25 protein-coding genes and 1 pseudogene are annotated in these 26110 nt (G+C 67.2%); 13 read left to right on the forward strand and 13 right to left on the reverse strand.

What is annotated here, in order from left to right; genetic code table 11:
• From A5658_RS09845 to A5658_RS09860, 4 genes are all read right to left on the reverse strand, one after another.
• A partial coding sequence (locus tag A5658_RS09845) for an ATP-binding protein (RefSeq protein ID WP_231997266.1) occupies nucleotides 1-226 on the reverse strand: 226 nt, incomplete at its 3' end.
• Between the two features lie 86 nt (nucleotides 227-312).
• Nucleotides 313-1482: an acyl-CoA dehydrogenase gene (locus tag A5658_RS09850; protein WP_067333487.1), complete on the reverse strand. Its 1170-nt coding sequence runs from the start codon at nucleotides 1480-1482 to the stop codon at nucleotides 313-315.
• 34 nt (nucleotides 1483-1516) lie between these two features.
• Nucleotides 1517-2032, reverse strand: coding sequence for a 5-(carboxyamino)imidazole ribonucleotide mutase (purE, locus tag A5658_RS09855; protein ID WP_067333489.1), 516 nt, complete (start codon nucleotides 2030-2032; stop codon nucleotides 1517-1519).
• Between the two features lie 104 nt (nucleotides 2033-2136).
• Nucleotides 2137-3357 (reverse strand): 5-(carboxyamino)imidazole ribonucleotide synthase, encoded by a 1221-nt coding sequence (locus tag A5658_RS09860; RefSeq protein ID WP_082993066.1) that lies wholly within the window; start codon nucleotides 3355-3357, stop codon nucleotides 2137-2139.
• A gap of 77 nt (nucleotides 3358-3434) precedes the next feature.
• On the opposite strand from A5658_RS09860, the gene A5658_RS09865 reads away from it, so the two are divergent.
• On the forward strand, nucleotides 3435-4091 hold the full coding sequence (locus A5658_RS09865; RefSeq protein WP_067333494.1) for a GtrA family protein: 657 nt from the start codon (nucleotides 3435-3437) through the stop codon (nucleotides 4089-4091).
• Here the strand turns inward: A5658_RS09865 and A5658_RS09870 are convergent.
• A complete protein-coding gene (locus tag A5658_RS09870; RefSeq protein WP_067333536.1) occupies nucleotides 4046-4564 on the reverse strand; it encodes a PH domain-containing protein in 519 nt (172 codons plus the stop codon). The two genes, A5658_RS09865 and A5658_RS09870, sit on opposite strands and share 46 nt — an antisense overlap.
• 10 nt (nucleotides 4565-4574) lie before the next feature.
• On the reverse strand, nucleotides 4575-5384 hold the full coding sequence (locus tag A5658_RS09875; RefSeq protein ID WP_067333496.1) for a biotin--[acetyl-CoA-carboxylase] ligase: 810 nt from the start codon (nucleotides 5382-5384) through the stop codon (nucleotides 4575-4577).
• Nucleotides 5385-5458: 74 nt separating this feature from the next.
• Here A5658_RS09875 and A5658_RS09880 point away from each other — a divergent pair, with 74 nt between their 5' ends.
• The 8 genes from A5658_RS09880 to A5658_RS09915 all read left to right on the forward strand — a co-directional run bounded on the left by A5658_RS09880 (nucleotide 5459) and on the right by A5658_RS09915 (nucleotide 12253).
• A complete protein-coding gene (locus A5658_RS09880; RefSeq protein WP_067333499.1) occupies nucleotides 5459-7105 on the forward strand; it encodes an acyl-CoA carboxylase subunit beta in 1647 nt (548 codons plus the stop codon).
• Nucleotides 7102-7356, forward strand: coding sequence for an acyl-CoA carboxylase subunit epsilon (locus A5658_RS09885; RefSeq protein ID WP_067333501.1), 255 nt, complete (start codon nucleotides 7102-7104; stop codon nucleotides 7354-7356). The genes A5658_RS09880 and A5658_RS09885 overlap by 4 nt, the downstream gene beginning before the upstream one ends.
• Nucleotides 7353-7994 (forward strand): nucleoside triphosphate pyrophosphatase, encoded by a 642-nt coding sequence (locus A5658_RS09890; protein WP_067333503.1) that lies wholly within the window; start codon nucleotides 7353-7355, stop codon nucleotides 7992-7994. Before A5658_RS09885 ends, A5658_RS09890 begins: the two co-directional genes overlap by 4 nt.
• Before the next feature lie 55 nt (nucleotides 7995-8049).
• Nucleotides 8050-8943, forward strand: a complete 894-nt coding sequence (locus A5658_RS09895) for a sulfurtransferase (protein ID WP_067333506.1) — start codon at nucleotides 8050-8052, stop codon at nucleotides 8941-8943.
• On the forward strand, nucleotides 8940-9365 hold the full coding sequence (locus A5658_RS09900; RefSeq protein WP_067333508.1) for a SufE family protein: 426 nt from the start codon (nucleotides 8940-8942) through the stop codon (nucleotides 9363-9365). Before A5658_RS09895 ends, A5658_RS09900 begins: the two co-directional genes overlap by 4 nt.
• Before the next feature lie 103 nt (nucleotides 9366-9468).
• Entirely contained in the window at nucleotides 9469-11262 is a 1794-nt protein-coding gene (locus A5658_RS09905) for an acetyl/propionyl/methylcrotonyl-CoA carboxylase subunit alpha (protein ID WP_067333510.1), read from the forward strand.
• A 10-nt stretch (nucleotides 11263-11272) separates the two neighbouring features.
• The gene (locus tag A5658_RS09910; protein ID WP_067333513.1) at nucleotides 11273-11608 is read left to right on the forward strand and encodes a hypothetical protein; all 336 of its coding nucleotides are present in this window, start codon (nucleotides 11273-11275) and stop codon (nucleotides 11606-11608) included.
• Between the two features lie 201 nt (nucleotides 11609-11809).
• Nucleotides 11810-12253 (forward strand): STAS domain-containing protein, encoded by a 444-nt coding sequence (locus A5658_RS09915; protein ID WP_067333515.1) that lies wholly within the window; start codon nucleotides 11810-11812, stop codon nucleotides 12251-12253.
• Here the strand turns inward: A5658_RS09915 and A5658_RS09920 are convergent.
• From A5658_RS09920 to A5658_RS09930, 3 genes are all read right to left on the reverse strand, one after another.
• The gene (locus A5658_RS09920; RefSeq protein ID WP_067333518.1) at nucleotides 12233-13027 is read right to left on the reverse strand and encodes an RNA polymerase sigma factor SigF; all 795 of its coding nucleotides are present in this window, start codon (nucleotides 13025-13027) and stop codon (nucleotides 12233-12235) included. The two genes, A5658_RS09915 and A5658_RS09920, sit on opposite strands and share 21 nt — an antisense overlap.
• A complete protein-coding gene (locus A5658_RS09925; protein WP_067333520.1) occupies nucleotides 13024-13443 on the reverse strand; it encodes an ATP-binding protein in 420 nt (139 codons plus the stop codon). Before A5658_RS09925 ends, A5658_RS09920 begins: the two co-directional genes overlap by 4 nt.
• Before the next feature lie 195 nt (nucleotides 13444-13638).
• Complete coding sequence (locus tag A5658_RS09930; RefSeq protein ID WP_067333522.1) at nucleotides 13639-14022, reverse strand: hypothetical protein; 384 nt, start codon at nucleotides 14020-14022, stop codon at nucleotides 13639-13641.
• Nucleotides 14023-14337: 315 nt separating this feature from the next.
• Here A5658_RS09930 and A5658_RS09935 point away from each other — a divergent pair, with 315 nt between their 5' ends.
• The 4 genes from A5658_RS09935 (at nucleotide 14338) to A5658_RS09950 (ending at nucleotide 20844) form a co-directional block, all read left to right on the forward strand.
• Nucleotides 14338-14994: a TetR/AcrR family transcriptional regulator gene (locus tag A5658_RS09935; protein ID WP_067333524.1), complete on the forward strand. Its 657-nt coding sequence runs from the start codon at nucleotides 14338-14340 to the stop codon at nucleotides 14992-14994.
• Between the two features lie 36 nt (nucleotides 14995-15030).
• Entirely contained in the window at nucleotides 15031-19581 is a 4551-nt protein-coding gene (locus A5658_RS09940) for an ATP-dependent helicase (RefSeq protein ID WP_067333526.1), read from the forward strand.
• A 3-nt stretch (nucleotides 19582-19584) separates the two neighbouring features.
• Complete coding sequence (nei2, locus tag A5658_RS09945) at nucleotides 19585-20340, forward strand: endonuclease VIII Nei2 (RefSeq protein WP_067333528.1); 756 nt, start codon at nucleotides 19585-19587, stop codon at nucleotides 20338-20340.
• Nucleotides 20341-20544: 204 nt separating this feature from the next.
• On the forward strand, nucleotides 20545-20844 hold the full coding sequence (locus A5658_RS09950; protein ID WP_231997267.1) for a DUF732 domain-containing protein: 300 nt from the start codon (nucleotides 20545-20547) through the stop codon (nucleotides 20842-20844).
• A gap of 47 nt (nucleotides 20845-20891) precedes the next feature.
• Here A5658_RS09950 and A5658_RS09955 read toward each other — a convergent pair whose 3' ends face one another.
• The 4 genes and pseudogenes from A5658_RS09955 to A5658_RS09970 form a co-directional block, all read right to left on the reverse strand.
• Nucleotides 20892-22115, reverse strand: a complete 1224-nt coding sequence (locus tag A5658_RS09955; RefSeq protein WP_067333532.1) for a PPE family protein — start codon at nucleotides 22113-22115, stop codon at nucleotides 20892-20894.
• Between the two features lie 89 nt (nucleotides 22116-22204).
• Nucleotides 22205-23317 (reverse strand): phosphate ABC transporter substrate-binding protein PstS, encoded by a 1113-nt coding sequence (pstS, locus tag A5658_RS09960; RefSeq protein WP_067333534.1) that lies wholly within the window; start codon nucleotides 23315-23317, stop codon nucleotides 22205-22207.
• A 581-nt stretch (nucleotides 23318-23898) separates the two neighbouring features.
• The gene (locus A5658_RS09965; protein WP_082993065.1) at nucleotides 23899-24825 is read right to left on the reverse strand and encodes a pseudouridine synthase; all 927 of its coding nucleotides are present in this window, start codon (nucleotides 24823-24825) and stop codon (nucleotides 23899-23901) included.
• Nucleotides 24822-25952 (reverse strand): annotated as a pseudogene (locus A5658_RS09970) (glycerol-3-phosphate dehydrogenase/oxidase); the annotation flags it as partial. The pseudogene A5658_RS09970 and the gene A5658_RS09965, both read right to left, overlap by 4 nt.
• Between the last annotated feature and the right edge of the window lie 158 nt (nucleotides 25953-26110).

Here is a 26110-nt window from a genome sequence, read left to right on the forward strand (position 1 = left end):
CCAGCGGTCGCGGCGCGCCCAGCGGGTCGCACCAGCCGCGTAGGACCCGCAGCCGAGGCTCGAGCTGGTCGGCGAATCGGCCCAGCAGTGCCGTCTTACCGACGCCGGCCTCCCCGCGGAGCAACACGACTTCACCGGGACCACCGCGAACCACGCGGCGCGCCAGCGCATTCAGCTGCGCCAGTGGCGCCTCGCGTTCCAGCAAGGCATTCACCGAGGGGGACATGATGCAGTGTGACTGTAACGCCACCGGCTCCAAGATGCGCGTCAACTGCGCATCTGCTGAGAATGTGCTGTCAGGCCCAGTGACGTTCAGCGCAGCAATGCGCGCGACATCACCACACGCTGAATCTGGTTGGTGCCCTCGTAGATCTGAGTGATCTTGGCGTCGCGCATGAACCGTTCCACCGGGAAGTCGGTGGTGTAGCCGGCGCCACCGAAGAGCTGCACGGCGTCGGTGGTGACTTCCATTGCCACATCAGAGGCGAAGCATTTCGACGCCGCCGAGATGAAGCCGAGGTTGGGTTCGCCGCGCTCGGCGCGGGCAGCGGCGCTGTAGACCATCAGCCGCGCGGCCTCGACCTTCATCGCCATGTCCGCCAGCATGAACTGCACACCCTGGAAATCGCTGATCGATTGCTTGAACTGCTTACGGTCCTTGGTATATGCGATCGCGGCGTCGACCGCGCCCTGCGCGATACCCACCGCCTGCGCGCCAATCGTGGGCCGGGTGTGGTCCAGGGTCGCCAGCGCGGTCTTGAAACCGGTGCCGGGTTCGCCGATCATCCGGTCGCCGGGAATCCGGCAGTTCTCGAAATACAGTTCGGTCGTCGGCGAGCCCTTGATGCCGAGCTTCTTCTCCTTCGGGCCGACGGTGAACCCTTCGTCGTCGATGTGCACGATGAACGACGAGATCCCGTTGGCACCCTTGTCCGGGTCGGTCACCGCCATCACGGTGTACCAGGATGACTTGCCGCCATTGGTGATCCAGGCTTTGGCGCCATTGAGAATCCAGTCGTCGCCGTCGGCCTTCGCGCGGGTTTTCATCGACGCCGCATCGCTGCCGGCCTCGCGCTCACTCAGCGCGTAGGACGCCATCAACCCATCGTTGGCCAGCGTCGGCAACACCTGCTTCTTCAACTCCTCGGAGCCGCGCAGGATCAGGCCCATCGTGCCGAGCTTGTTCACCGCGGGAATCAGCGATGCCGACGCGTCGACGCGCGCCACTTCCTCGATCACGATGCACGCGGCCACCGAGTCCGCCCCCTGGCCGTCGTAGGCCTCGGGGACGTGCACGGCGTTGAAGCCGGACGCGTTGAGCGCCTTGAGCGCCTCCTCGGGGAAGCGTGACTGCTCGTCAACCTCGGCGGCGTAGGGCGCGATCTCCTTCTCCGCCAACGCACGGATCGCTGCGCGCAACTCGTTGTGCTCGTCCGGCAATTGGAACAGGTCGAACGACGAATCTCCGGCCCACTGAGCCATGCTGGCCTCCCTCTTTTCTGCCCGACCGCGACTGCTACTGGCCGGTAACTTTACCGTGACGCTGCTTGAGAGCCGAATCCTTGGCCAGCACCGACTCCGCCAACTCCTTCTGAAAAGCCACGATCCGCCTCTGCAGGGCGGCGTCCGACGCCCCCAAAATGCGCACCGCGAGCAGGCCCGCGTTGCGGGCGCCCCCTATCGACACCGTCGCCACCGGCACACCGGCAGGCATTTGCACGATCGACAGCAGCGAGTCCAGTCCGTCCAGCTTGGCCAGCGGTACCGGAACGCCGATCACCGGCAGCGGCGTCGCCGCGGCCACCATGCCGGGCAGGTGCGCCGCGCCGCCGGCACCGGCGATGATCACCTCGATGCCCCGGCCGGCGGCCTGCTGCGCGTAATCGAGCATCCGCTGCGGGGTGCGGTGTGCCGAGTACACCCCGACCTCGTGGGCGACGTCGAACTCGGCCAGCGCGTCAGCGGCGTCGGACATCACCGACCAGTCGCTGTCGCTGCCCATGATCACGCCAACGCGGGGCTGCTCAGTCATATGACGGCGCTCCTCCTGATAGCGCTGCGCTCTCTGCTTCGTCGCCGGCTAGTCATATGACGCCGCTCCTCCTCATCGCGCTGCGCGCTCTGCATCGTCGCCGGCTAGTCATGCGGATCCCATCCGTCCGTCCATTCGCCTGCTGACAACCAGTGTGCCGCGCGCTCGGCGCGTTCACGCAGGTTTGCCAACTCAGTCACATCGGTGCCGAGGAAGTTGATGTGGCCGACCTTGCGGCCCGGGCGTTCTTCCTTGCCGTAGAGGTGAACCCGGGCGTCGGGCATCCGCGCGAACAGGTGGTGCAGCCGCTCGTCGACCGGCATCGCCGGGGTTTGCGCGGCGCCGAGCACATTGGCCATCACGGTCAGCGGTGCGACGGTGCCGGTATCGCCGAGCGGATAGTCCAGCACCGCGCGCAGATGCTGCTCGAACTGGCCGGTGCGCGAGCCGTCCATGGTCCAGTGCCCGGAGTTGTGCGGGCGCATCGCCAGCTCGTTGACCAGCAGTTTCCCGTCGACGGTTTCGAACAGCTCGACGGCCAGCACGCCGACGACGCCGAGTTCGCCGGCCAGCTCGAGGGCCAGTCGCTGAGCCGCGGCGCCGACGTCGTCGGACAGCTCCGGGGCGGGGGCGATCACCTGCACGCAGATCCCGTCTCGTTGCACGGTCTCGACCACCGGCCACGCCGCGCCCTGGCCGAACGGCGATCGGGCCACCAGGGCGGAGAGCTCGCGACGCAGGTTCACCTGCTCCTCGGCCATCACCGGGACGCGAGAGGCTAGGAAGTCGGTCGCGATCTCGCGGGCGTGCGACGGGTCGCGCGCCATCCGCACCCCGCGCCCGTCGTAACCGCCGCGGACCGCTTTGACCACCACGGGCCCGGCGATACGCCGAGCGAAGTCGTCGAGTTCGTCGACACTGCGGATCTCGGCGTAGCGGGGCACCGGAACGCCGAGGGCCTCCAGCCGTCGCCGCATGACGAGCTTGTCCTGCGCGTGAATCAGTGCCTGCGGCGGCGGCGCCACGTTGACGCCCTCGGCGACCAGCTTTTCCAGCAGCTCAGAGGGCACATGCTCGTGGTCGAAGGTGAGCACCGTCGCGCCGTCGGCGACGCGGCGCAGCGCCTCGAGGTCGGTGTGTGAGCCGATCACCACGTCCGGACTCACCTGGGCGGCCGGATCCTGCGGCGATTCGGCCAGCACCCGCAGCGTCTGACCCAGCGGGATCGCCGCCTGATGGGTCATCCGGGCGAGCTGGCCGCCGCCGACCATGGCCACACGGGGCGTGGCTGCGTGGATGGAGTGGGTTTTCCGCACGGCAGTCATGGTGTCATGGCGGCTGGACGTGCTCTGAAACACGCTCACAGAGCACCCTTAACCACTAATACGTACACTGCGACATTGTGTCCTTCGCCGATGCCACGATCGCCCGACTCCCGGGACCGATCCGCCCGTACGCCGAGCGCCATCACGAGCTGATCAAGTTCGCGATCGTCGGCGCGACCACGTTCGTCATCGACTCGGCGATTTTCTACACGCTGAAGCTGACGATCCTGGAGCCCAAGCCGGTGACCGCCAAGGTCATCGCGGGCATCGTCGCGGTCATCGCGTCGTACATCCTGAACCGGGAATGGAGCTTCCGCGACCGCGGCGGCCGCGAGCGCCACCACGAGGCGCTGCTGTTCTTCGCGTTCAGCGGCGTCGGCGTGCTGCTGAGCATGGCGCCGCTGTGGGTCTCGAGCTACGTGCTGGGCCTGCGAGTGCCGTCGGTCACGCTGACGGTGGAGAACATCGCCGACTTCATCTCGGCCTACATCATCGGCAACCTGCTGCAAATGGCCTTCCGCTTCTGGGCATTCCGCCGCTGGGTGTTCCCGGACGAGTCCGCTCGCAGTGGGGACAAGGCGCTGGAGTCGCTCACCGCCGGCGGTATCGCCGAGGTGTTGGAGGACGTCGAAGAGACCGGCAACGTCACGCTGATGCGGGCCTGGCGGGCACGCGCCAGCCGGGCGAATCAGCTCGGCGATTCCTCGGAGCCCAGGGTGTCGAAAACTTCGTGATACAGCAGCGCGTGGACCTGTTCCACGCGCGGAATGTCGTGGAATTCCAACGGATCCTGTGACGCCGACTCGATGATCAGCGTCCCGGTGCGCAGTAACCGGTCGATCAGCCGGTGGCGGAATTCGACGCTGTTGATCCGGGCCAGCGGGATGTCGATGCCGCTGCGGCTCAGCACTCCGTGCCGGTACATCACCCGACGGTCGGTGATGACGAAATGCGACGTGATCCAGTTCAGGAATGGCCACAACGTCAGCCAGCCGATCAGCACCAGCCAGATGGCGCCGATCACCCAGTAGACAATCTGCTTGGCGTTCGCGTCCCAGGTCGTGCCGGCGACCACCGCGCACCCGAACGACGCCGCCGCGCTGGCCAGAATCAGGACGACGGCCGGCCAGAACAGCCGCTTCCAGTGCGGGTGGCGGTGTACGACGACCTGCTCGTCACCCGCCAACACGTTGTCGGGGTAGCCCACGTGCGGCACTTTAGACGCTGGGGCGCAGGTGCGTGATGTCTCCGGCGGATATCGCCACGGTCTGTGCACCGGTGTCGATGCACAGGCGGCCGGTCTCGTCGACGGATCGGGCCACCCCGACCACCTCACGGTCGCCGGGCATGCTGGCACGCACCCGCGAATTCAGGGTCAGGCTGTAGCGCTGGTAATCGGCGATCAGCGCCGAGTCGGCTCCCCCCGCGGTGCGCCAGGCATCGATGCGCCGGGCCAATCTACGAAGTATCGTGCGCGCCAACACATTTCGGTCGGTTACCGACGATCCCAGCATCAGCAGCGAGGTAGCTGCCGGGTCGGGCGCCTGCTCGGCGGTCAGTGAGACGTTCAGCCCCAGGCCGACGACGATCACCTGTGACGGCGCCGCCACCTCGGCCAGGATCCCAGCCAGCTTGCCACCGGACACCACTACATCGTTCGGCCACTTCAGACCCACCTCGACGCCGCCAGTCGCGAGCGCGTCGGCGACCGCGACCCCGGTGGCCAACGTCAGCCATCCCCAGCCCGAATGCGGCACCGACGCGGCCGACACTCCGACCGACAGGGCTACCTGCGTCCGCGGCGGCGCCGTCCATTGCCGACCGTGCCGGCCCCGACCGGCGTTCTGATATTCGGCAAGCAGGACCGAGCCGTCGATATCGGCACCCTCCTCCGCCCGCGCAAGCAGATCGGCGTTGGTGGAACCGGTTTCGGCGACGACGTCGAGTTGGCGCCACGGCATGCCGGGCCCGACCAGCCCGTCACGCAGGGCCCCCGCATCCAGGGGCGCCGGTGAGTCGCTGTCCATCGCCGACCAGCCTAGGCCAGTGCTTGCAGTGTGGTTGGGGGGCGCAATTTAAGGGACCGCTAAGATCGGGAGCCATGACGAGCACCTCCGAGTCCGAAGTCCAAGTTGAGGCCCGCGCCGAACACCACATCGACATCCACACCACCGCGGGCAAGCTCGCCGAACTGCGGAAGCGGACCGAAGAGACGCTGCACCCGGTGGGCGAAGCCGCCGTCGAGCGGGTGCACGAAAAGGGCAAACTGACTGCGCGCGAGCGCATTTACGCCCTGCTCGACGAGGGATCGTTCGTGGAGCTCGACGCGCTGGCCCGCCACCGCAGCACTAACTTCGGGCTGGAGGCTAACCGCCCGCTCGGCGACGGTGTCGTCACCGGGTACGGCACCATCGACGGGCGCGACGTCTGCGTCTTCAGCCAGGACGCCACGGTGTTCGGCGGCAGCCTGGGCGAGGTCTACGGCGAGAAGATCGTCAAGGTCCAGGAACTGGCCATCAAGACCGGCCGCCCGCTGATCGGCATCAATGACGGCGCCGGGGCCCGAATCCAGGAGGGCGTGGTCTCGCTCGGGCTCTACAGCCGCATCTTCCGCAACAACATCCTCGCCTCCGGCGTCATCCCGCAGATCTCGCTGATCCTGGGCGCGGCCGCCGGTGGGCACGTCTACTCTCCCGCGCTGACCGACTTCGTCATCATGGTCGACCAGACCAGCCAGATGTTCATCACCGGGCCCGACGTCATCAAAACCGTTACCGGTGAAGACGTCACGATGGAAGAACTGGGTGGCGCGCACACCCACATGGCCAAGTCCGGCACGGTGCACTACGTCGCCTCGGGCGAGCAGGACGCGCTGGATTACGTCCGCGATCTGCTCAGCTACCTGCCGCCGAACAACTTCACCGACCCGCCACACTTGCCGGTGCCGGTGCCCGAGGGTGCGATCGAGGACAACCTGACCGAGGAAGACCTCGAGCTCGACACGCTGATCCCCGACTCGGCCAACCAGCCCTACGACATGCATGAGGTGATCAGGCGGATTCTCGACGACGACGAGTTTCTCGAGATCCAGGAGGGCTACGCCCAGAACATCGTCGTCGGATTCGGCCGCGTCGAGGGCCGGACGGTGGGAATCGTCGCCAACCAGCCGACGCAGTTCGCCGGCTGCCTGGACATCAACGCCTCGGAGAAGGCCGCCCGCTTCGTGCGGACCTGCGACTGCTTCAACATCCCGGTGGTGATGCTGGTCGACGTGCCGGGCTTCCTGCCGGGCACCGGTCAGGAGTACAACGGCATCATCCGCCGCGGCGCCAAGCTGCTGTACGCCTACGGTGAGGCCACCGTCCCGAAGATCACCGTCATCACGCGCAAGGCCTACGGCGGGGCGTACTGCGTGATGGGGTCCAAGGACATGGGCTGCGACGTCAACGTCGCATGGCCGACGGCGCAGATCGCGGTGATGGGCGCGTCCGGCGCGGTCGGCTTCGTCTACCGCCAGAAGCTCAAAGAAGCCGCAGCCAACGGCGAAGACGTCGACGCGCTGCGGCTGCAGTTGCAGCAGGAGTACGAGGACACGCTGGTCAATCCATACATCGCCGCGGAGCGGGGCTACGTCGACGCGGTGATCCCGCCGTCGCACACCCGCGGCTACATCGGTACCGCACTGCGGTTGCTGGAGCGCAAGATCGCCCAGGTGCCGCCGAAGAAGCACGGGAACATTCCCCTGTGAGCGGCGACGAGAACGTCACCCCGGAGGCAGAGCAGCCACACGCTCCCCACATCCAGGTGCTCAGGGGCAACCCGACCGACGACGAGGTGGCGGCGCTGATCACCGTGCTCGCCGGCGCCTCGGGCGGCGACGCCCCACAAGGCGAGCCGGAGTTCTCCCGGTGGGGCCTGCCCGTCGACAAACTCCGCTACGCCGTGCACAGCTGGCAGCGACTGACGCTGGTGCAGCGAACCCACATGCGGGGGCGATGACCCGGCTGATCCTTGGGTCGGCGTCCGAGGGCAGGCGGCGCGTCCTGCGGCAGGCCGGTGTCGACCCGTTGGTCGTGGTGTCGGGCGTGGACGAAGACGCGATCATCGCCGCTTTCGGCCCAGATGCCGCTCCGGGCGACGTCGTTCGTAGCCTGGCCGAAGCCAAGGCCGAGCACGTCGCCACCCTGCTCGACGCCGACGTAGCCGCGAATTGCGTTGTCATCGGCTGTGATTCGATGCTCAACATCGACGGTCGGCTGGTCGGCAAGCCCGCATCCGTCGACGCGGCGCGGCGTGAGTGGCGATCGATGGGCGGCCGGTCGGGTCAGCTCCACACCGGGCACTGCCTGGTCCGGCTGGTCGACGGCATCGTCACCCGAGCATCCGAATCATTTGTCACCACAGTGCATTTCGCGTCACCGGCATCTGCGGACCTGGACGCCTATCTGGAAAGCGGCGAATCGCTGGGCGTGGCAGGGGCTTTCACGCTCGACGGGCTGGGCGGCTGGTTCGTCGACGGCATTGAGGGTGATCCTTCCAATGTCATCGGCCTGAGCCTGCCGCACACCAGGGCGTTGCTACAGCGGGTCGGTGTGTCGATCGCCGAACTGTGGGCCGCCAACCCGGTCGGGCGCTGAACTCGGCGAGTCAACGCCGAAGCGCCCCCGGCGAACCGGCAGGTAGGCTCGCGGTGTGCCGCTACCCCCAGACTCCAGCCCGACGCTGAGCGCCTACGCCCACCCGGAACGGCTGGTCACCGCTGACTGGCTGGCCGGCAATCTCGGCCGGCCCGGACTCGCGATCGTCGAGTCCGATGAAGACGTGCTGCTTTACGACGTCGGCCACATCCCCGGCGCAGTGAAGGTCGACTGGCACACAGATCTCAACGACCCGCGGGTGCGCGACTACATCGACGGTAAGCAGTTCGCGGAATTGATGGATCGCAAAGGCATTTCGCGCGACGACACCGTGGTGATCTACGGCGACAAGAGCAACTGGTGGGCCGCGTACGCGCTGTGGGTCTTCACCTTGTTCGGCCACCCGGACGTGCGGTTGCTCAACGGCGGCCGCGACCTGTGGATCAACGAGGGCCGCGACACCACGCTGGATGTTCCGACCAAATCGTCATCGGGCTACCCCGTCGTGCAGCGCAACGACGAACCGATCCGCGCCTACAAGGACGACGTGCTCGCCGCCCTGGGCAAAGGGCCGCTGATCGACGTCCGCTCGCCCGACGAATACACCGGCAAGCGCACGCACATGCCGGACTACCCCGAAGAGGGCGCGTTGCGGGCCGGCCACATTCCGTCGGCGCGATCGATCCCGTGGGCGAAGGCCGCCGACGACAGCGGACGCTTCCGCGCCCGCGACGAACTCGAGAAGCTGTACGGGTTCATCGAGCCCGACGACAAGACGATCGTCTACTGCCGCATCGGCGAACGATCAAGCCACACCTGGTTCGTGCTGACGCACTTGCTGGGCATCCCCGGCGTGCGCAACTACGACGGCTCGTGGACCGAATGGGGCAACGCCGTGCGCGTACCGATCGTCGCCGGCGAAGCCCCGGGAGCCGTCCCCGCCTCATGAGCATGCCCGCACCGCTGGCCGAGGTGGTCTCCGATTTCGGCGAAGTCCAAGGCCAGGACAAGCTGAAGTTGCTGCTGGAATATGCCGGTGAACTCCCAGCCCTGCCGTCCTTCTTAGAAGAGGCCGCGATGGAGGCGGTTCCGGAATGCCAGTCGCCGCTGTTTTTGCATGTCGATGCCGACGATCCCAACCGGGTGCGGCTGTTCTTCAGCGCGCCCGCGGAAGCCCCCACCACGCGTGGCTTCGCATCGATCCTGGCCACCGGTCTCGACGAGCAGCCCGCCGCCGACATCCTCGCGGTGCCGGATGACTTCTACACCGATCTCGGCCTGGCCGAGTTGATCAGCCCGCTACGGCTGCGCGGAATGTCGGGGATGCTGGCGCGAATCAAGCGCCGGGTGCGCGAGTCGGCGGCGAAGTAGACACCGGGTCTTGTCGCTCATGGCGCGCCGCATAAGCTACCCCCGAAACGACTTGTAAGAATTTCTCTTAGACAACACGAAGACGTGCACATCAGGAGGCGAAGTGGCCAGTCACGCCAGCTCGACGATCTCGAAAGTTCTTGTCGCCAACCGCGGTGAGATCGCGGTGCGGGTCATCCGCGCGGCCAAGGACGCGGGACTGCCCAGCGTGGCGGTCTACGCCGAGCCCGACGCCGACGCGCCTCACGTGAAACTGGCCGACGAGGCGTTCGCGCTGGGTGGCCAGACCTCGGCTGAGTCCTACCTGGACTTCGCCAAGCTGCTGGAAGCCGCCGAGAAGTCCGGCGCCAACGCAATCCACCCCGGTTACGGCTTCCTCTCGGAGAACGCCGACTTCGCCCAGGCCGTCCTCGACGCCGGCCTGATCTGGATCGGGCCGAGCCCCCAGTCGATCCGCGACCTCGGTGACAAGGTCACCGCCCGCCACATCGCGGCCAAGGCGCAGGCACCGCTGGTGCCCGGCACCCCCGACCCGGTGAAGGACGCCGACGAGGTGGTCGCCTTCGCCAAGGAATACGGCGTCCCGGTCGCGATCAAGGCGGCGTTCGGCGGTGGTGGCCGTGGCATGAAGGTGGCGCGCACCATCGAGGAGATCCCCGAGCTGTTCGAGTCGGCGACCCGCGAGGCCGTCGCGGCGTTCGGTCGCGGTGAGTGCTTCGTCGAGCGCTACCTCGACAAGCCGCGCCACGTCGAGGCGCAGGTGATCGCCGACCAGCACGGCAACGTCGTGGTCGCCGGCACCCGCGACTGCTCACTGCAGCGCCGCTTCCAGAAGCTGGTGGAAGAAGCACCGGCACCTTTCCTCACCGACGCGCAGCGCAAGGAAATTCACGAGTCCGCCAAGCGGATCTGCAAGGAGGCCGGCTACTACGGTGCCGGCACCGTCGAGTACCTGGTCGGCCAGGACGGTCTGATCTCCTTCCTCGAGGTCAACACCCGGCTGCAGGTCGAACACCCGGTGACCGAGGAGACGGCGGGCATCGATCTGGTGCTGCAGCAGTTCAAGATCGCCAACGGCGAGAAGCTGGAACTGACCGAGGACCCGACGCCCCGCGGGCACGCCATCGAGTTCCGGATCAACGGCGAAGACGCCGGACGCGGCTTCCTGCCCGCCCCCGGCCCGGTCACCCGCTACGACATCCCCACCGGGCCCGGCGTTCGGCTGGACTCCGGCGTCGAGGCCGGCTCGGTGATCGGCGGCCAGTTCGACTCGATGCTGTCCAAGCTCATCGTGTACGGCGCCGACCGAGATGAGGCGTTACGACGGGCGCGCCGTGCTCTTGATGAGTTCCATGTCGAAGGTCTGGCCACCGTCATTCCATTCCACCGCGCCGTCGTGTCAGACCCGGCGTTCATCGGTGACGGCGAGAGCTTCTCGGTGCACACCCGCTGGATCGAAACCGAGTGGAACAACACCGTCGAACCGTTCACCGGCGGTGAGCCGGTCGACGAAGACGAGGCCCTTCCACGACAGAAGGTCGTTGTCGAGGTCGGGGGCCGACGCCTCGAGGTGTCGCTGCCCGGTGACCTGGCGCTGGGCGGTGGCGGCACCGCCGATACAGGTGTCATCCGCAAGAAGCCCAAGGCTCGCAAGCGCGGTGCCGCCGGCGGTGCCGCGGCGTCCGGCGACGCGGTGACCGCTCCGATGCAGGGCACCGTGGTGAAGGTGGCCGTCGAAGAGGGACAAGAGGTTTCGGCCGGCGACCTGGTGGTCGTCCTGGAGGCCATGAAGATGGAAAACCCGGTCACCGCGCACAAGGACGGCGTGATCACCGGGCTGGCCGTCGAGCCCGGCGCCGCCATCACGCAAGGCACGGTGCTCGCCGAGATCAAGTAACGCTTACCCGGTGGATCCAATCGAGATCAACGCCGGGCAGTGGTACCTGCGTGGCCTACGCGCCGACGAACGCATCGATGACCGTCCCGCCCTGGCCGAGCTCGGCGCGACCGATCCCGACCACGTCGCACGCCGCACCGCGGACTGGTCCGCGGACACCCGCTATTCATGGGCGGTGTGCGACCCCACGACCGGTGAGCTGTTGGCCGAGGTGACGTTGGATCCGGCGACCGGAGACGTTGCCAGCCGAGCGCGCACCGGGCACGACGACGCGGCCGGCGCGGCGGCCGAATCCGTTCGGCGATTCGCTGCCTCAATCGTTGCGCCAGAACATAATTCGCACTGAGCAGGGCCACTGCACCAATCCCAGGTGTTGTCGGCCCACGGTAGCCGGAGTAGTGTCGTCACGAGGTTGAGTTACCAGCCGCACGGAACAGCGTTAATTGACGTAAGGGCAGCTTGGTTCTCCCCGGGTTTTCCTCGCGCGCGGCACCTAATCCGCTTGACGTGATCCACAGAACGCTTAGTCGACTGATGGAGTCACACGATGTCTGCTGTATTTCCACACTCCGCCGTACCGGCTCGTGGAGCCAACGCGGCGCTTCCGCCACCTGCATGGGAAAACCACTCCGCCCGCTTCAGCACCACGTGGGAGGCCGGTCGAGTGGTCATCACCGCCGACGGTGAATTGGACGCATCCAATGCCATCCAGTTCGCCGACTACTTCGATCTCTGCATCGCCGATTCAGCTCCGCTTGTGGTGGACCTGAGTGGTCTGGAATTCTTTGGCACAGCTGGCTTTTCGGCGCTGCACCTGATCAATGTCAGGTGCGCGGCGGAAAAGCTTCGCTGGGCCCTGGTACCGAGTAAAGCGGTGTCCCGGCTGCTTCGGATCTGCGACCCCGACCACGCCCTGCCGGTGGTCGCCTCGGTCCAGGCATTTCCGGACGCCGACGGCCCGGGTGACCGGCTATTCCAGCTCGTCCCGTAGTCGGGCCAGCGACTTCGCGAGCAACCGCGAGACGTGCATTTGCGAGATGCCGACGCGTTCGGCGATCTGCGTCTGCGTCATCGACTCGAAGAACCTGAGCACCAACACCGTTCGCTCGCGTTCGGGTAGGCCTTCCAGCAGTGGTCGCAGCGCCTCGCGATTCTCGATGCGCTCCAAGCCGGTGTCGACGTCGCCGAGCGTGTCGGCGATCGCGCGGGCTTCTTCGTCGCCTCCGCTACTGCCCCCGCTGTCGATGGACAGCGTGTTGTAGGAGCTGCCCGCGACCAAGCCCTCGATCACTTCGGTGCGGTCCATGTCGAGTTCCTGGGCGAGTTCGGAGGCGGTCGGCGCGCGCCCCAACCGCTGCGACAGGTCGGCGGTCGCGGTGCCGAGTCGCAGGTGCAGCTCCTTCAGGCGTCGCGGGACCTTGACCGACCAGCTGTTGTCGCGGAAGTGCCGGCGAACCTCGCCCATGATCGTCGGCACCGCGAAAGAGACGAAATCCGAGCCGGTTTCGACGTCGAAGCGGGCCACCGCGTTGACCAGCCCCACCCGAGCGACCTGAACCAGGTCGTCGCGCGGTTCGCCGCGGCCTTCGAACCGGCGGGCGATGTGATCGGCCAGTGGCAGGCAGCGCTCGACGATCTTGTCGCGATGACGCTGGAAGTCCGATGAGTCGGCGCCGAGGGTCGCCAGCTCACGGAACATGTCGGGAACATCGGCGTATTCATTGGGACGAGAAGACCGCGAACCGCCGACGGCTCGCGCTGTCACGTGTGAGGGCCCGCCCGCCGGGTAGTCAATGCGACACCGAAGACGCCATTTCCGTTCTCGTAGGTCTGAACGTCATCGGCCAGCGAGGTCAGGACATGCCAGCTGAAGCTGCCCGGTGTCACCACGTCGTTGTTGACACACGTCGTCGAGGCCTCTACCCGCAATGCGTCGTCATGGGGGTCGATCACGATTTCCAGCGTGGCGCCGGGCACGGCCGAGCGGATCAACCGGGTGCACACCTCGTCGACCGCGAGTCGCAGGTCGGCGACCGCATCGAAATCCAGATCCTCGAAGGCGCCGACCGCTCCGACCAGCGTTCGCAAGACGGCCAGGTTCTCCAGCGTCGCAGCCACCCGCAGTTCGATCGCGCGATCGCCGCGTTGCTGATCCCGCGCGGACTTAGCGGCAACGGTCATCGGGCCTCCCAGCATTGTTTGACCGACAGTACCCTCGCGCTCTAGCTGGTTAGTCATGATCGCGCCTGGTGATCCTCGTGTTGATCGCAGTGGGCAAGTAGGTCATCGCGTTTCGTGATTCGCTCCCGATGAACGGGTGATCGGTTCACACCAGATACCCACATGCATCGACGAATCAAACCAGCCGAGCCCGACCTATCCGGCCAGCACCGGGAGGGCGATCGGGGCGCCCATCACCAACGAGACGAACGTCAGCACCATCAGCAACCATCCCGCGCCCTGCCAGGCCCACCATGTTCCCTCGGTGCGCCACACGCGATAGGTGCGGACGAACGCCCACACCCCGGCCGCGAACAGGATCAGCGGTCCGCCGAACGCGAGAATGCTCAACTGAAAAGCCCCGCATGCGGCGGTGTCGACGGACATCGCACCCTTGCAGGTGCTGTCCCACAACGCGCCCACGATGAGGTACCCGACGCCGGCGGCGGCGGCCAGCACGGCATACCGGACGGCGTGGTGGACTTCGTGGTCGACGTGGCCTAGGCGATCGCCCATCGAGCGGTGTTGTTGAGTGTCCATCGGAGATCCTCTGTCGCTGTCACATGCGCCACAGGACATACCCCTCACCGGCGGCGATAAACCAGCTCAAGCGTGTTTGACGTCACCCCGAAGTGGAGCGGGCACCGCTGGCCCTGCGAACTCCCGCGCGGCACCGTGCAGCACGTTCGAAACTTCGCTGAGGACTCGAACGCAGCGGCCGAAACCCGACCTCCAACGCAGCGGCTAGCACCGGGTTCGCCGCAAGCAACGGCACGCGCACAGCCGACACAAAGTTTGCAGGCCTTCGAGAGCGTTGAGGGCCTGCAGAACGAATCGGCAAGTACAGTCTGCTGTATGCGAACGCCAAGGCGCCGGTTATCACCGGACGATCGCCGCGCTGAGCTGCTCGCTTTGGGCGCGGAAGTGTTCGGTCAACGGCCCTATGACGAGGTCCGCATCGACGAGATCGCGGAGCGTGCCGGCGTGTCGCGGGCGTTGATGTACCACTACTTCCCGGATAAGCGGGCGTTCTTCGCGGCAGTCGTCAAGGGACAGGCCGACCAGCTTTTCGAGACCACCAATACCCCTCCGACCCCTGGTCAGAATCTTTTCGAAGAGGTGCGGAGCGGCGTACTGGCCTACATGCAGTATCACCAGGAGCACCCACACGCGGCCTGGGCAGCGTATGTCGGACTCGGCCGCTCCGACCCAGTCCTGCTCGGCATCGACGACGAAGCCAAAGACCGGCAGATGGAACACATCATGAGCCGCATCGTCGAGGTCGACGGATCCGGCGGACAGCTCGAGCCGGACGTCGAACGCGACCTGCGGATCGTCATCCACGGCTGGTTGGCGCTCACCTTCGAGCTCTGTCGGCAGCGCATCATCCATCCGGAGACCGATGCGGGCCAGCTCAGCGATTCCTGCGCCCACTCGCTGCTCGACGCAATCACCCGGGTGAAGAACATCCCCGAGCAGTTGGCCAAGGCGGTCGCGCCCGACCAGCGCTGACGCCCTCCTGTCAGACCCCCTTGTCATGATGGCTGGGTGACCCCTGTGCCCGACCCGCTCGCGCGGTTCAGCGTCGTCACCCGCGATTGGTTCGCCGGTACGTTCGCGGCGCCCACGCCGGCGCAGACGGATGCCTGGGCGGCGATCGCCGACGGCCACAACACGCTGGTCATCGCCCCGACTGGGTCCGGTAAGACGCTGGCCGCATTCCTGTGGGCGATCGACGCGCTGGCCGGCGCGCCGCGCAGCGAACGCGAGCCCGGCACGCGGGTGCTCTACATCTCGCCGCTCAAGGCGCTGGCCGTCGACGTCGAGCGCAACCTACGCACCCCGCTGGCCGGGATGGCCCGGGTCGCGGCGCAAAAGGGTCTGCCCGCACCGGAGATCACCGTTGGCCTGCGATCCGGCGACACGCCACCGGCTCAGCGCCGGCAGTTGATCAGCAAGCCGCCCGACGTGTTGATCACCACGCCCGAGTCGCTGTTTCTGATGCTGACCTCGGCTGCGCGGGCGACCCTGGCCGGTGTGCAGACCGTGATCGTCGACGAGGTGCACGCCATCGCGGGCACCAAACGCGGTGCGCACCTGGCCTTGTCGCTGGAGCGACTCGACGCGATGCTGCCCAAGCCGGCGCAACGGATCGGACTGTCGGCGACCGTGCGCCCGCCCGAAGAGGTGGCCCGCTTCTTGTCGGGGACCGCCCCGACGACCATCGTCTCCCCACCCGCGGCCAAGACGTTCGAGTTGTCGGTGCAGGTCCCGATCCCCGACATGACCGACCTGGAACACGGCAGCATCTGGCCGGACGTCGAGGCGCAACTGGTCGACCTCGTCGAGACGCACAATTCGACGATCGTGTTCGCGAACTCGCGGCGGCTGGCCGAGCGACTGACGGCCCGGCTCAACGAGATTCACGCCGAGCGCACCGGGACAGCCGTCCCAGCCGAAGCCAACCCGAAGGTCGCCGGCGGCTCCCCCGCCCACTTGTTGGGCAGCGGCCAAACTTACGGCGCGCCAACGCTGTTGGCCCGGGCCCACCATGGGTCGGTGAGCAAGGAACAGCGGGCGATTGTCGAGGAAGATCTGAAATCCGGTCGGCTGAAGGCGGTGGTGGCGACCTCCAGCCTGGAGCTCGGCATCGATATGGGCGCCGTCGACCTCGTCATTCAGGTGGAGTCGCCGCCGTCGGTGGCCAGCGGCCTGCAACGCATCGGGCGCGCCGGACACCAGGTCGGGGAAATCTCACAGGGGGTGCTGTTCCCCAAGCACCGCACGGATTTGATCGGCTGCGCGGTGACGGTGCAGCGGATGCTCGCCGGTCAGATCGAGACGATGAAGGTGCCGGCCAACCCGCTGGACATCCTGGCTCAGCACACCGTGGCCGCGTCTGCGTTGGAGCCACTGGACGTCGACAGCTGGTTCGACACCGTGCGGCGCAGCGCGCCGTTTGCGACGTTGCCGCACAGCGCATTCGAGGCGACACTGGACCTGCTGTCCGGCAAGTACCCGTCGACCGAGTTCGCGGAATTGCGGCCACGTCTGGTGTACGACCGCGACAACGGCACCGTCACGGCGCGCCCGGGCGCGCAGCGGCTCGCGGTGACCTCCGGCGGCGCCATCCCCGATCGCGGCCTGTTCACCGTCTACCTGGCCACCGACTCCGAAAACCCTTCTCGGGTAGGCGAGCTCGACGAGGAGATGGTTTACGAATCCCGGCCTGGCGACGTCATCGCGCTGGGCGCCACCAGCTGGCGGATCACCGAGATCACCCACGACCGCGTGCTGGTGATCCCGGCGCCGGGCCAGCCGGCCCGGCTGCCGTTCTGGCGCGGCGACGATGCCGGGCGCCCCGCCGAACTCGGCCGCGCGGTAGGAGCGTTCACCGGCGAACTGGCCGCTCTGGATAGTGGGCCATTCGAACGACGTTGCGCCGAGCTAGGATTCAATCGGTTTGCCACCGAGAACCTGCGGCGGCTGCTGGACGACCAGCGCGCGGCCACGAACGTGGTACCCACCGACGCCACGCTGCTGGTCGAGCGGTTCCGCGACGAGTTGGGCGACTGGCGGGTGATCCTGCACTCCCCCTACGGATTACGGGTGCACGGTCCACTCGCGCTGGCGGTGAGCCGACGGTTGCGCGACCGCTACGGCATCGACGAGAAACCGACCGCCTCCGACGACGGCATCGTGGTACGCCTGCCCGACACCGTCTCCGAATCGGGTGCCGAATCCGCCCCGGGCGCCGAGCTTTTCGTTTTCGACGCCGACGAGATCGACCCGATCGTCACCGCCGAGGTGGGCGGGTCGGCGCTGTTCGCCTCGCGGTTCCGAGAATGTGCGGCGCGGGCCTTGCTGCTACCGCGGCGGCACCCCGGTAAACGGTCTCCGCTGTGGCATCAGCGGCAGCGCGCCGCGCAGCTGCTCGACGTGGCCCGCAAGTACCCGGACTTCCCGATCGTGTTGGAGACGGTCCGCGAATGTCTGCAGGACGTGTACGACGTGCCCACGTTGGCGGGGCTGATGGGCGACATCGCCACCCGCAAGATCCGTGTCGTCGAGACCGAAACCGCGACACCGTCGCCGTTCGCGGCCTCGCTGCTGTTCGGCTACGTCGGCGCGTTCATGTACGAGGGCGACAGCCCGCTGGCCGAGCGCCGCGCAGCGGCGCTCGCGCTGGACCCCACGCTGCTGGCCGAGCTGCTGGGCCGGGTCGAGCTGCGCGAGCTGCTCGATCCGGAGGTCGTCGCCGGCACCGGCCGGCAACTGCAGCATCTGACGTCGGACCGCGCGGCCCGCGACGCCGAGGCGGTCGCCGACCTGTTGCGGCTGCTCGGCCCGTTGACCACCGAGGAGGTCGCAGCCCGCTCCGGCGGGGCCGACGTCGGCGGCTGGCTGGAAGCGCTCTACGCCGCCAAGCGCGCGCTACCGGTGTCGTTCGCCGGGGGTAGTTGGTGGACGGCGATCGAGGACATCGGCCGGCTGCGCGACGGCGTCGGGGTCGCGGTGCCGGTCGGCGTACCGGCCAGCTTCACCGCAGCGGTCGCCGACCCGCTGGGCGAGCTGCTGAGCCGCTATGCGCGCACCCATGCGCCGTTCACCACCGCGGATGTGGCGGCCCGATTCGGGCTCGGCCTACCCGTCGCGGCCGACGTGCTGGGCCGGCTGGCCGCCGACGGGAAGCTGGTCCGCGGCGAGTTCTCCACCGATGCGGCCGGTGATGAATGGTGTGACGCCGAGGTGCTGCGAATCCTGCGGCGTCGGTCGCTGGCGGCGCTGCGGGCCCAGGTCGAACCGGTCAGCACCAGCGCATACGCGCGGTTCCTGCCGGCTTGGCATGGCGTCGGCGCCGGCTCGGCACCCAACTCCGGCCTGGATGGACTGCTCGCCGTCATCGATCAACTCGCCGGCGTACCGCTGCCGGCGTCGGCGATCGAGTCACTGGTCCTGGCACCGCGGGTGCGCGACTACTCCCCGGCGCTGCTCGACGAACTGCTGGCCTCCGGGGAGGTGCTGTGGTCCGGCGCGGGCTCGATCTCGGGCAGCGACGGCTGGGTCGCGTTCCACGCCGCCGACACCGCGCCGCTGACCCTGGCGGCCGGCTCGGAGATCGAATTCACCGCGGCCCATCGCGCGATCCTGGACATGCTGGCCGGTGGCGGCGCCTTCTTCTTCCGTCAGCTGGGCCAACAGGGCATCGGCGAAGCGGAGCTCAAGGCGGCTTTGTGGGAGCTGATCTGGGCCGGCTGGGTCACCGGCGACACATTCGCGCCGGTACGCGCAACGCTGTCCGGGGCGTCGGGCCGCAAACGGTCCGCGCCGGCGCATCGACCTGGGCGCGGCAGGAGGCCGCCGCGGCTCAGCCGGTACAGCGTGGCGAACCCGCAGGCGCGGGCGGCCGATCCGACCGTCGCCGGCCGCTGGTCGGCGCTGCCGACCCCCGAGCCCGACTCGACCACCCGCGCGCACCACCAAGCGGAGCTGCTGTTGACCCGGCACGGGGTGCTGACCAAGGGCGCGGTCGCCGCCGAAGGCGTGCCCGGCGGATTCGCCATGCTCTACAAAGTCCTCACGGCATTCGAGGATGCCGGTCGGTGCCAGCGCGGCTACTTCGTGGAGTCGCTCGGCGGCGCCCAGTTCGCGGTCGCGTCCACCGTCGACCGGCTGCGTAGCTACCTCGACGGCGTCGACCCCGAGCGGCGCGACTACCGGGCGGTGGTGCTGGCCGCCGCCGACCCGGCAAATCCCTATGGCGCGGCGCTGCCCTGGCCGTCGCGTTCGACCGAAGAAGGCGCCGCCCGGCCGGGACGCAAAGCCGGCGCGCTCGTCGTGCTGGTCGACGGCGAGCTGGTGTGGTTCCTCGAGCGCGGCGGGCGGTCGATGCTCAGCTTCGTCGACGACAGCGCCGAGGCCAACCACGCCGCGGCGGTCGCGCTCGCCGATCTGGTCGCGGCCAGACAGGTCAGCTCGATCTTGATCGAGCGGATCAACAGCGCCTCGGTGCTGGCGCCGGAGGTGGCGGCGACGGTGGTTACCGCCTTGACCGACGCCGGATTCGCCCGCACACCGCGCGGACTACGGCTGCGATAACCGATGCCGGAGGGCGACACCGTTTTCCGCACCGCAGAGAAACTGCGGACGGCGCTCGTCGGTCATGCATTGACCCGCTGCGATATTCGAGTCCCGCGGTACGCCACCGTCGACCTGACCGGTCAGGTCGTCGACGAGGTGCGTAGTCGCGGCAAGCATCTGTTCATCCGCGTCGGGCCGGCCAGCATCCACTCACATCTGAAGATGGACGGCGCATGGCGAATCACCTCGAAGGGGCGGCGACTCGACCACCGGGTTCGAATCATCCTGGAAAACAACGAGATCCGCGCGATCGGCATCGACCTGGGCGTGTTGGAGATCCTGGAACGCGACCACGACGACGACGTGGTCGCTCACCTGGGACCCGACCTGCTCGGCGCGGACTGGGATGCCGATGTCGCCGTTGCGAATCTGATCGCGAACCCGGATCGACCGATCGCCGAGGCGCTACTGGACCAGCGGGTGATGGCCGGCATCGGCAATGTTTTCTGCAACGAATTGTGTTTCGTCAGTGGACACCTACCGACTTCACCGGTCAGCGCGGTCACCGACCCGCACCGTCTGGCGGTCCGCGCGCGCGACATGTTGTGGGCCAATCGCTTCCGCCAGAATCGCTGCACCACCGGCGACACCCGGCCCGGCCGGCAGGTGTGGGTGTATGGGCGCCGCGGTGAAAGTTGCCGCCGTTGCGGCACACCGATCGCCTATGACAGCGGCGGCGAGCGGGTGGCGTACTGGTGCCCGGCCTGCCAACACTGAATGCCCAGGGCATGTCTATTTGGTTAACGATCAGGCTTGCCCGCGTCGGCCGCACCGCGCGCTTCAAAAGTGCGGGCGCGGCATGCAATGATCGCACTGTCGGCAGTGTTGCGTGCTGTCGCAATACTCGCGCGTTCTGCTCAGCGGACCGGATGAGAAAGGACGACCACCCGAGTGCGCTTGCTCAATCCTGTGCGATCAGTAGTGACCGGCCTGGTTCTCGCGGCCTTGCTCAGCATTGCGGCGACTACCGCGCCGTGCGCGGACGCCGACTCCGTTGACGCCAGTTTCTTGAATGCGTTGCATTCCAAGCAGATCAGCTTCGCTTCCGGGCAGGCGGCGATCGTCGCCGGCCATCAGGTGTGCGATGCGCTCGACGGCGGCAGGGCCTCGAGTGATGTCGCTAACGACGTGATGCAACAGAGCGGTCTAGACGGCTACCACGCCGGGTTCTTCGTCGGCGTCAGCATCGCCGCGTTCTGCCCGCGGCATACCGGAGCCTGACGCCCCCGATTCCTCAGCTCTCGCAGACGATTTCGTGACACTAGTGCTCAACCCGCCGACGGCGGCGGTTTCATCACGTTGCCCTTGAGCTCCTTGCCGATCGAAATGTCTTCGTACTTCTGCGCCTTGCGCTTGCGCCAGCCGCTGCCCGGCGAGATCGGCGGCGGCATCAGCGGCGGGATCATCGACATACCACCGGCTTCGCCCGCGCCTAGTGGCGTTGCCGCCGAAGCGAGTTGCACCGGCGCTTGCGAGGTCGCCAGCAGGGTCCCGGCCCCCGGAGGAGCCATCAGACCACCCATCGGCACCGCAACGCCGGTGGCCGCGGCTGCCGCGGGCGCTGAGAGCCCTGCAGCGCCCAGCGCGCCTAGCCCCCCTCCGGCACCCAGTGCTCCCAGAGCGCCTGCGGCACCGCCGCCCAGGCTGTTGGCGGCCCCGCCCAAGGCCTCCTCACCCTCGGAAACACCCTGGCCGACCTGGGCGCTGACCCCTTGCAGCGCTTGGGCCGACTGACTCTGCGCTAGGTAGCTGAGCAGGTTGATCGGGAAACCGGACGAAACGAACTGGTTGGCATAGGTATTCGCCAGTCCGACAAATCCGACGTTGGGGTCGAAGGCCGTCGGGAGTGCGTCGGCGGGGCTGGCCGCAGCCGAGCTCGCGAGCGTGGATCCCGTCGTGGCGCCCGAGTTCGCCGCAGCGGACGACTGCGCCGCGGCCTGCTTGGCCTGTTGCGCAGTCTGTTCCGACGGATTCGCGGTCGACGTGGGCGACGTGAACTGTGGCAGCGTCGTGGCCTGCGTCGAAGCGGCCTGATAGCGGGTCATCGCCGCCGCGTTGTTGGCCCACATATCCTGGTAGTCGGCTTCGGTGGCCGCGATGGCCGGCATGTTCCGCCCGAACATGTTGGTGGCCAGCAACTTCGCCAACAGTGTTCGGTTCGCGAGCACCTGCGCCGTGGGAACCACCGACGCCCTGGCGGTGTTGAACGCATTCGCGGCAGCCTGTGCCGATGCGGCGACCTGCTGAGCCTGCTGCGAGGTGGTGCGAAGCCAGGCCAGGTACGGGGCGACGGATTGGAACATCGCCGTCGACGACGGGCCATGCCAGGAGTCGGCCATCGACGACACCGTCGCGGCGTAGTTGTCCGCCGCATCCTCCAGAGCGGCACCCAGCTGGCGCCACGCCGCGGCCGCGTCAGCCAGCGACGCGGAACCTGGCCCCGTATGGATCAGCGCCGAGATGACCTCGGGCGGCAGGGTGGTGAATTCCATGATGCAACAGACTTACAACCGTGCGGAAACGCTCGGAACACCGGGTCGACCAGGGCGAAAAATACCCTCGAACATTGAACATCGCCCCCTTAAGACAGCGCGTTGATCGAGTTCAGCAGCCGCGGCTTGAACTCGTCTGGGATTGGAATGTAGCCCGCACCCACCAAACCCTTCTGACCTGGTCCGATTGAGCTCTGCAGGAAGGCCCGCACGGCTTGCCCCACCTTGGGATCTTGATACTTCGAGCAGACGATCTCATAGGTGGCCAGCACGATCGGGTAGGCACCGGGCTGGTTCGGTCGGTAGAACGAGATGGTGTCCAGAGCAAGGTCGTCGCCCTTCTTGATGAACCACGCCGTCGAGATCGTCTTGCCAACCGACTCGGGGCTGATAGCGACCGGGTCTGGACCGGCCGAGGTGATGATGCTAGCGGCATTCAGGTGTTCGGACTGCGCAAACGACCACGCCAGGTAGGTAATCGAACCCTCGGTGTTCTTGACCTTTTCGGCGGCTCCGTCGTTACCGACGGCACCCTCACCGACCCCGCCGTTGAACTTTCGTCCGGCGGGGAACCCCCAGGTTCCCTTCGACGCCGTATCGAGATACCGCTGGAAGTTGTCCGTGGTCCCGGACTCGTCGCTGCGGAACACGACGTGGATCGGCTCGTTGGGCAGCTGAACACCGAGATTCTGCAACGCAATCGCGCCGTCATTCCACATGTTGATTTGGCCGTTGAAGATCTGCGCCGCGGTCAAACCGTCGAGGTTCAACGTCTTCACACCGTTGACGTTGAACGCGATCGCGATCGGGCTGACCACCATCGGCAGGCTCCAGGTGGGCGACCCGCACCGCTTTTGCGCCCTGTCGTACTCGTCCTTGGTCAGCGTGGAGTCGGACCCGGCGAAATCATTTTTGTTTTCCAGGAACTCGTTGATCCCGGTGCTCGAATCGTCGGCGGTGTATTCCAGGGACTGTCCCGGGCACGACTGCGCGAAGGCTTTAACGAACTCGGCCATCGCGTTTTTCTGGGCCGTCGAACCGCTGGCTTTGAGGTCAGGCTTGCCGCCGCAGGTCACCTTCACCGGCGAGGCACTCGTGGCGGAGCTTCCGCCCGCGGCGTTGTTGTGGCTACCGCATGCCGAGAGAATAAGCATGCCCGTCACCAGAATGCTCAGTGCGGCGCTAAATCGGTTGAGCTTCAATCGAATTCCTTCAGACGGTTAGCGGAGTCAATCGCGCCGGCGTGTCGCGCGCACTGCTGTGTCGCTCGCATCCATGAGGCATGGTAACAAGATTCGCACTTCGGTCATTATGCCCAGCGCCAGGGCTATTCGCGTGTGACTCGCGATTTCAGCCCCAGTTTCCCAGCCGTTCACGGTTCCGACGCGTTGTCCGGTCGCGGACGCGAAAAAGGCGCGCCGACAATATTCACACATTGTTGACGCGCGCCACCGACGTCGCCGACCGGGGCCGCATATCGTGGAATACCAACGGCGGGCGCCGTGTTACAGCACAGGTGACGTGTGTCGCATGCCACGAATGACACCGGCTTGATCACAAAAGCCGAAATATCGAGCCAAAGACGGCTCCTCACTCGTTGAGGTACTGCCCGGTACCTGACCGAAGGACGGACGACGTGGAAGCACTACAAGACTTCGTCAGCTCACGCTTTGCTGACCTGACCACAGGTAGCGGCCTCACCGACTGGGCACGTCAAGCGCTCAACGCGGTCACCTCGGCGGCCTCGTCGGTGCGGCCGGCCCCCACCCCCGCTCCTGGCACGTCAGCGCGGCCCCGTCGCGTCCGGATCGACCGCGACCTGCCCCTGATCAGGCCCGGCGTCGAGCGCTGCTGATAGCCGCCGTTCGCTGACGAACTCGCGCCGCTCGCCGCTGCGCGGATCCTCGAATTCAATCCGCTGGGCCAGCAGCTGCAATGGCGTGGAGAAGTCGTCGGCCGCGACATCGATCACCTCCGGATACAGCGGGTCTCCGCAGATCGGGATGCCCAGCGCGGCCATGTGCACCCGCAGCTGGTGAGTCCGACCCGTCCGGGGTGTCAACCGGTATTGGCCGTCGGCCGATAATAACTCCACCAGCGTCACCGCGTTGGGTTCACCGGCTTCCTCGACAGCTTGAAAATTGCTGCGATGCTTGATGATTCGACTGCGGACCTCCCGCGGTAACGCAAGGCGGGGGTTCACCGCGGCCCTCGCCAGATAGGTTTTCCGCACCGCGCCGCGCGCGAACATCGTCTGATAGGCCCCGCGGATCTCACGGCGCGTAGTGAACAGCAACACCCCCGCCGTCAACCGGTCCAGCCGGTGGGCCGGGCTCAGCTCGTCGAGCCCGAGTTGTCGCCGAAGCCGCACCAGCGCCGTCTGCGCGACATGGCGCCCGCGCGGCATAGTCGCCAGGAAATGCGGCTTGTCGGCGACCACGATGTCGTCGTCGCGGTACAGCACCGGAATGTCGAAGGGCACCACGACCTCGTCGCGCAGTTCGCGATAGAGGTAGACGACGGCACCGGCCGGCAACACGGTGGCGGGATCGAGCGGTGCACCGTCGTGGTCGACCACTTCCCCGGCGACCGCTTTCGCGGCCACCTCGGGGCCGAACCTGCTGGTCAGCTCCTCACCCAGTGGACCGCCCCGCACCCGCAGCCGAGCCGGTCCTAACCCGTCGCGGGGAGGCAGCGGCGCGGCCCTCAATTCAGGGGCACCGGCTCGAGGATTTCCGCGCGCGCCTCTGGAGCACTGGCCCGCAGCGCATCGGCGGACGCGTCGTCGGGCTGGGTCTGAGACAGCACCTCGGCCTCGACCCGCGCCGTGTACGTCTGCACCTCACGGTCGACGTCGGCCGCCGTCCAGCCCAGGACGGGCGCGACGACGTCGGCCACCTCGCGGGCGCAGTCGACGCCGCGGTGGGAGTACTCGATCGCGATGCGGGTGCGACGGGCCAGGATGTCTTCCAGATGCAGGGCACCCTCGGCGACCACGGCGTAGGCCACCTCCACCCGCAGATAACCCGGGGCGGCGGCGATCGGGGCGAGTAGATCGCGGCGGTCGGCGGCCAGCGCCAGCACTTCGTTCAGCAGCGACCCGTAACGGTCCAGCAGATGACGCACCCGGTATGGGTGCAGCCCCTCCAGCGCGCCGACGTGCTCGGTCTGATTGATCAGCGCGAAGTAGCCGTCGGCGCCCAATAGGGGCACCTTCTCGGTGATCGACGGTGCAACCCTGGCCGGAATATATTGCGCCGCAGCGTCAATCGCGTCGGCGCCCATCACCCGGTAGGTGGTGTACTTGCCGCCGGCGATCGCCACGAGGCCCGGCGCGGGCACCGCGACCGCATGCTCTCTCGACAGCTTGGATGTCTCCTCGCTCTCCCCCGCGAGTAGCGGGCGCAACCCCGCGTACACACCGTCGATGTCGTTGTGGCTCAACGGAGTAGCAAGCACGGTGTTGACGGTGCCGAGGATGTAGTCGATGTCGGCCTTGGTGGCGGCGGGGTGTGCTAGGTCGAGATTCCAATCGGTGTCGGTGGTTCCGATGATCCAGTGGTTTCCCCACGGGATCACGAACATCACCGACTTCTCGGTGCGCAGGATGATCGCCACGTCGCTGACGATGCGGTCGCGGGGCACGACGATGTGCACGCCCTTGGATGCGCGCACCCGAAAACGCCCGCGCTGCTTGGACAATGCCTGGATCTCGTCGGTCCACACGCCGGTCGCGTTGACGACGACATGGGCGCGCACCTCGGTGATCGCGCCGTCCTCGGAGTCGCGTACCCGAACGCCGGTGACCCGGTCGCCTTCCCGCAGCAACGACACCGTCGTCGACGACGCCCGCCACACCTTGACGGTCGTGCGGACCGCCGCGCACTACGGCGCCGTGGTGCGGTCGTCGACACAGGTGGTGTCGTTGCTGCGGGAAGGCGACCGGGTCACCGGCGTTCGGGTACGCGACTCCGAGGACGGCGCGATCACCGAGG

The sequence above is a fragment of the Mycobacterium sp. 1245111.1 genome (assembly GCF_001673405.1).
Lineage (GTDB): Bacteria > Actinomycetota > Actinomycetes > Mycobacteriales > Mycobacteriaceae > Mycobacterium.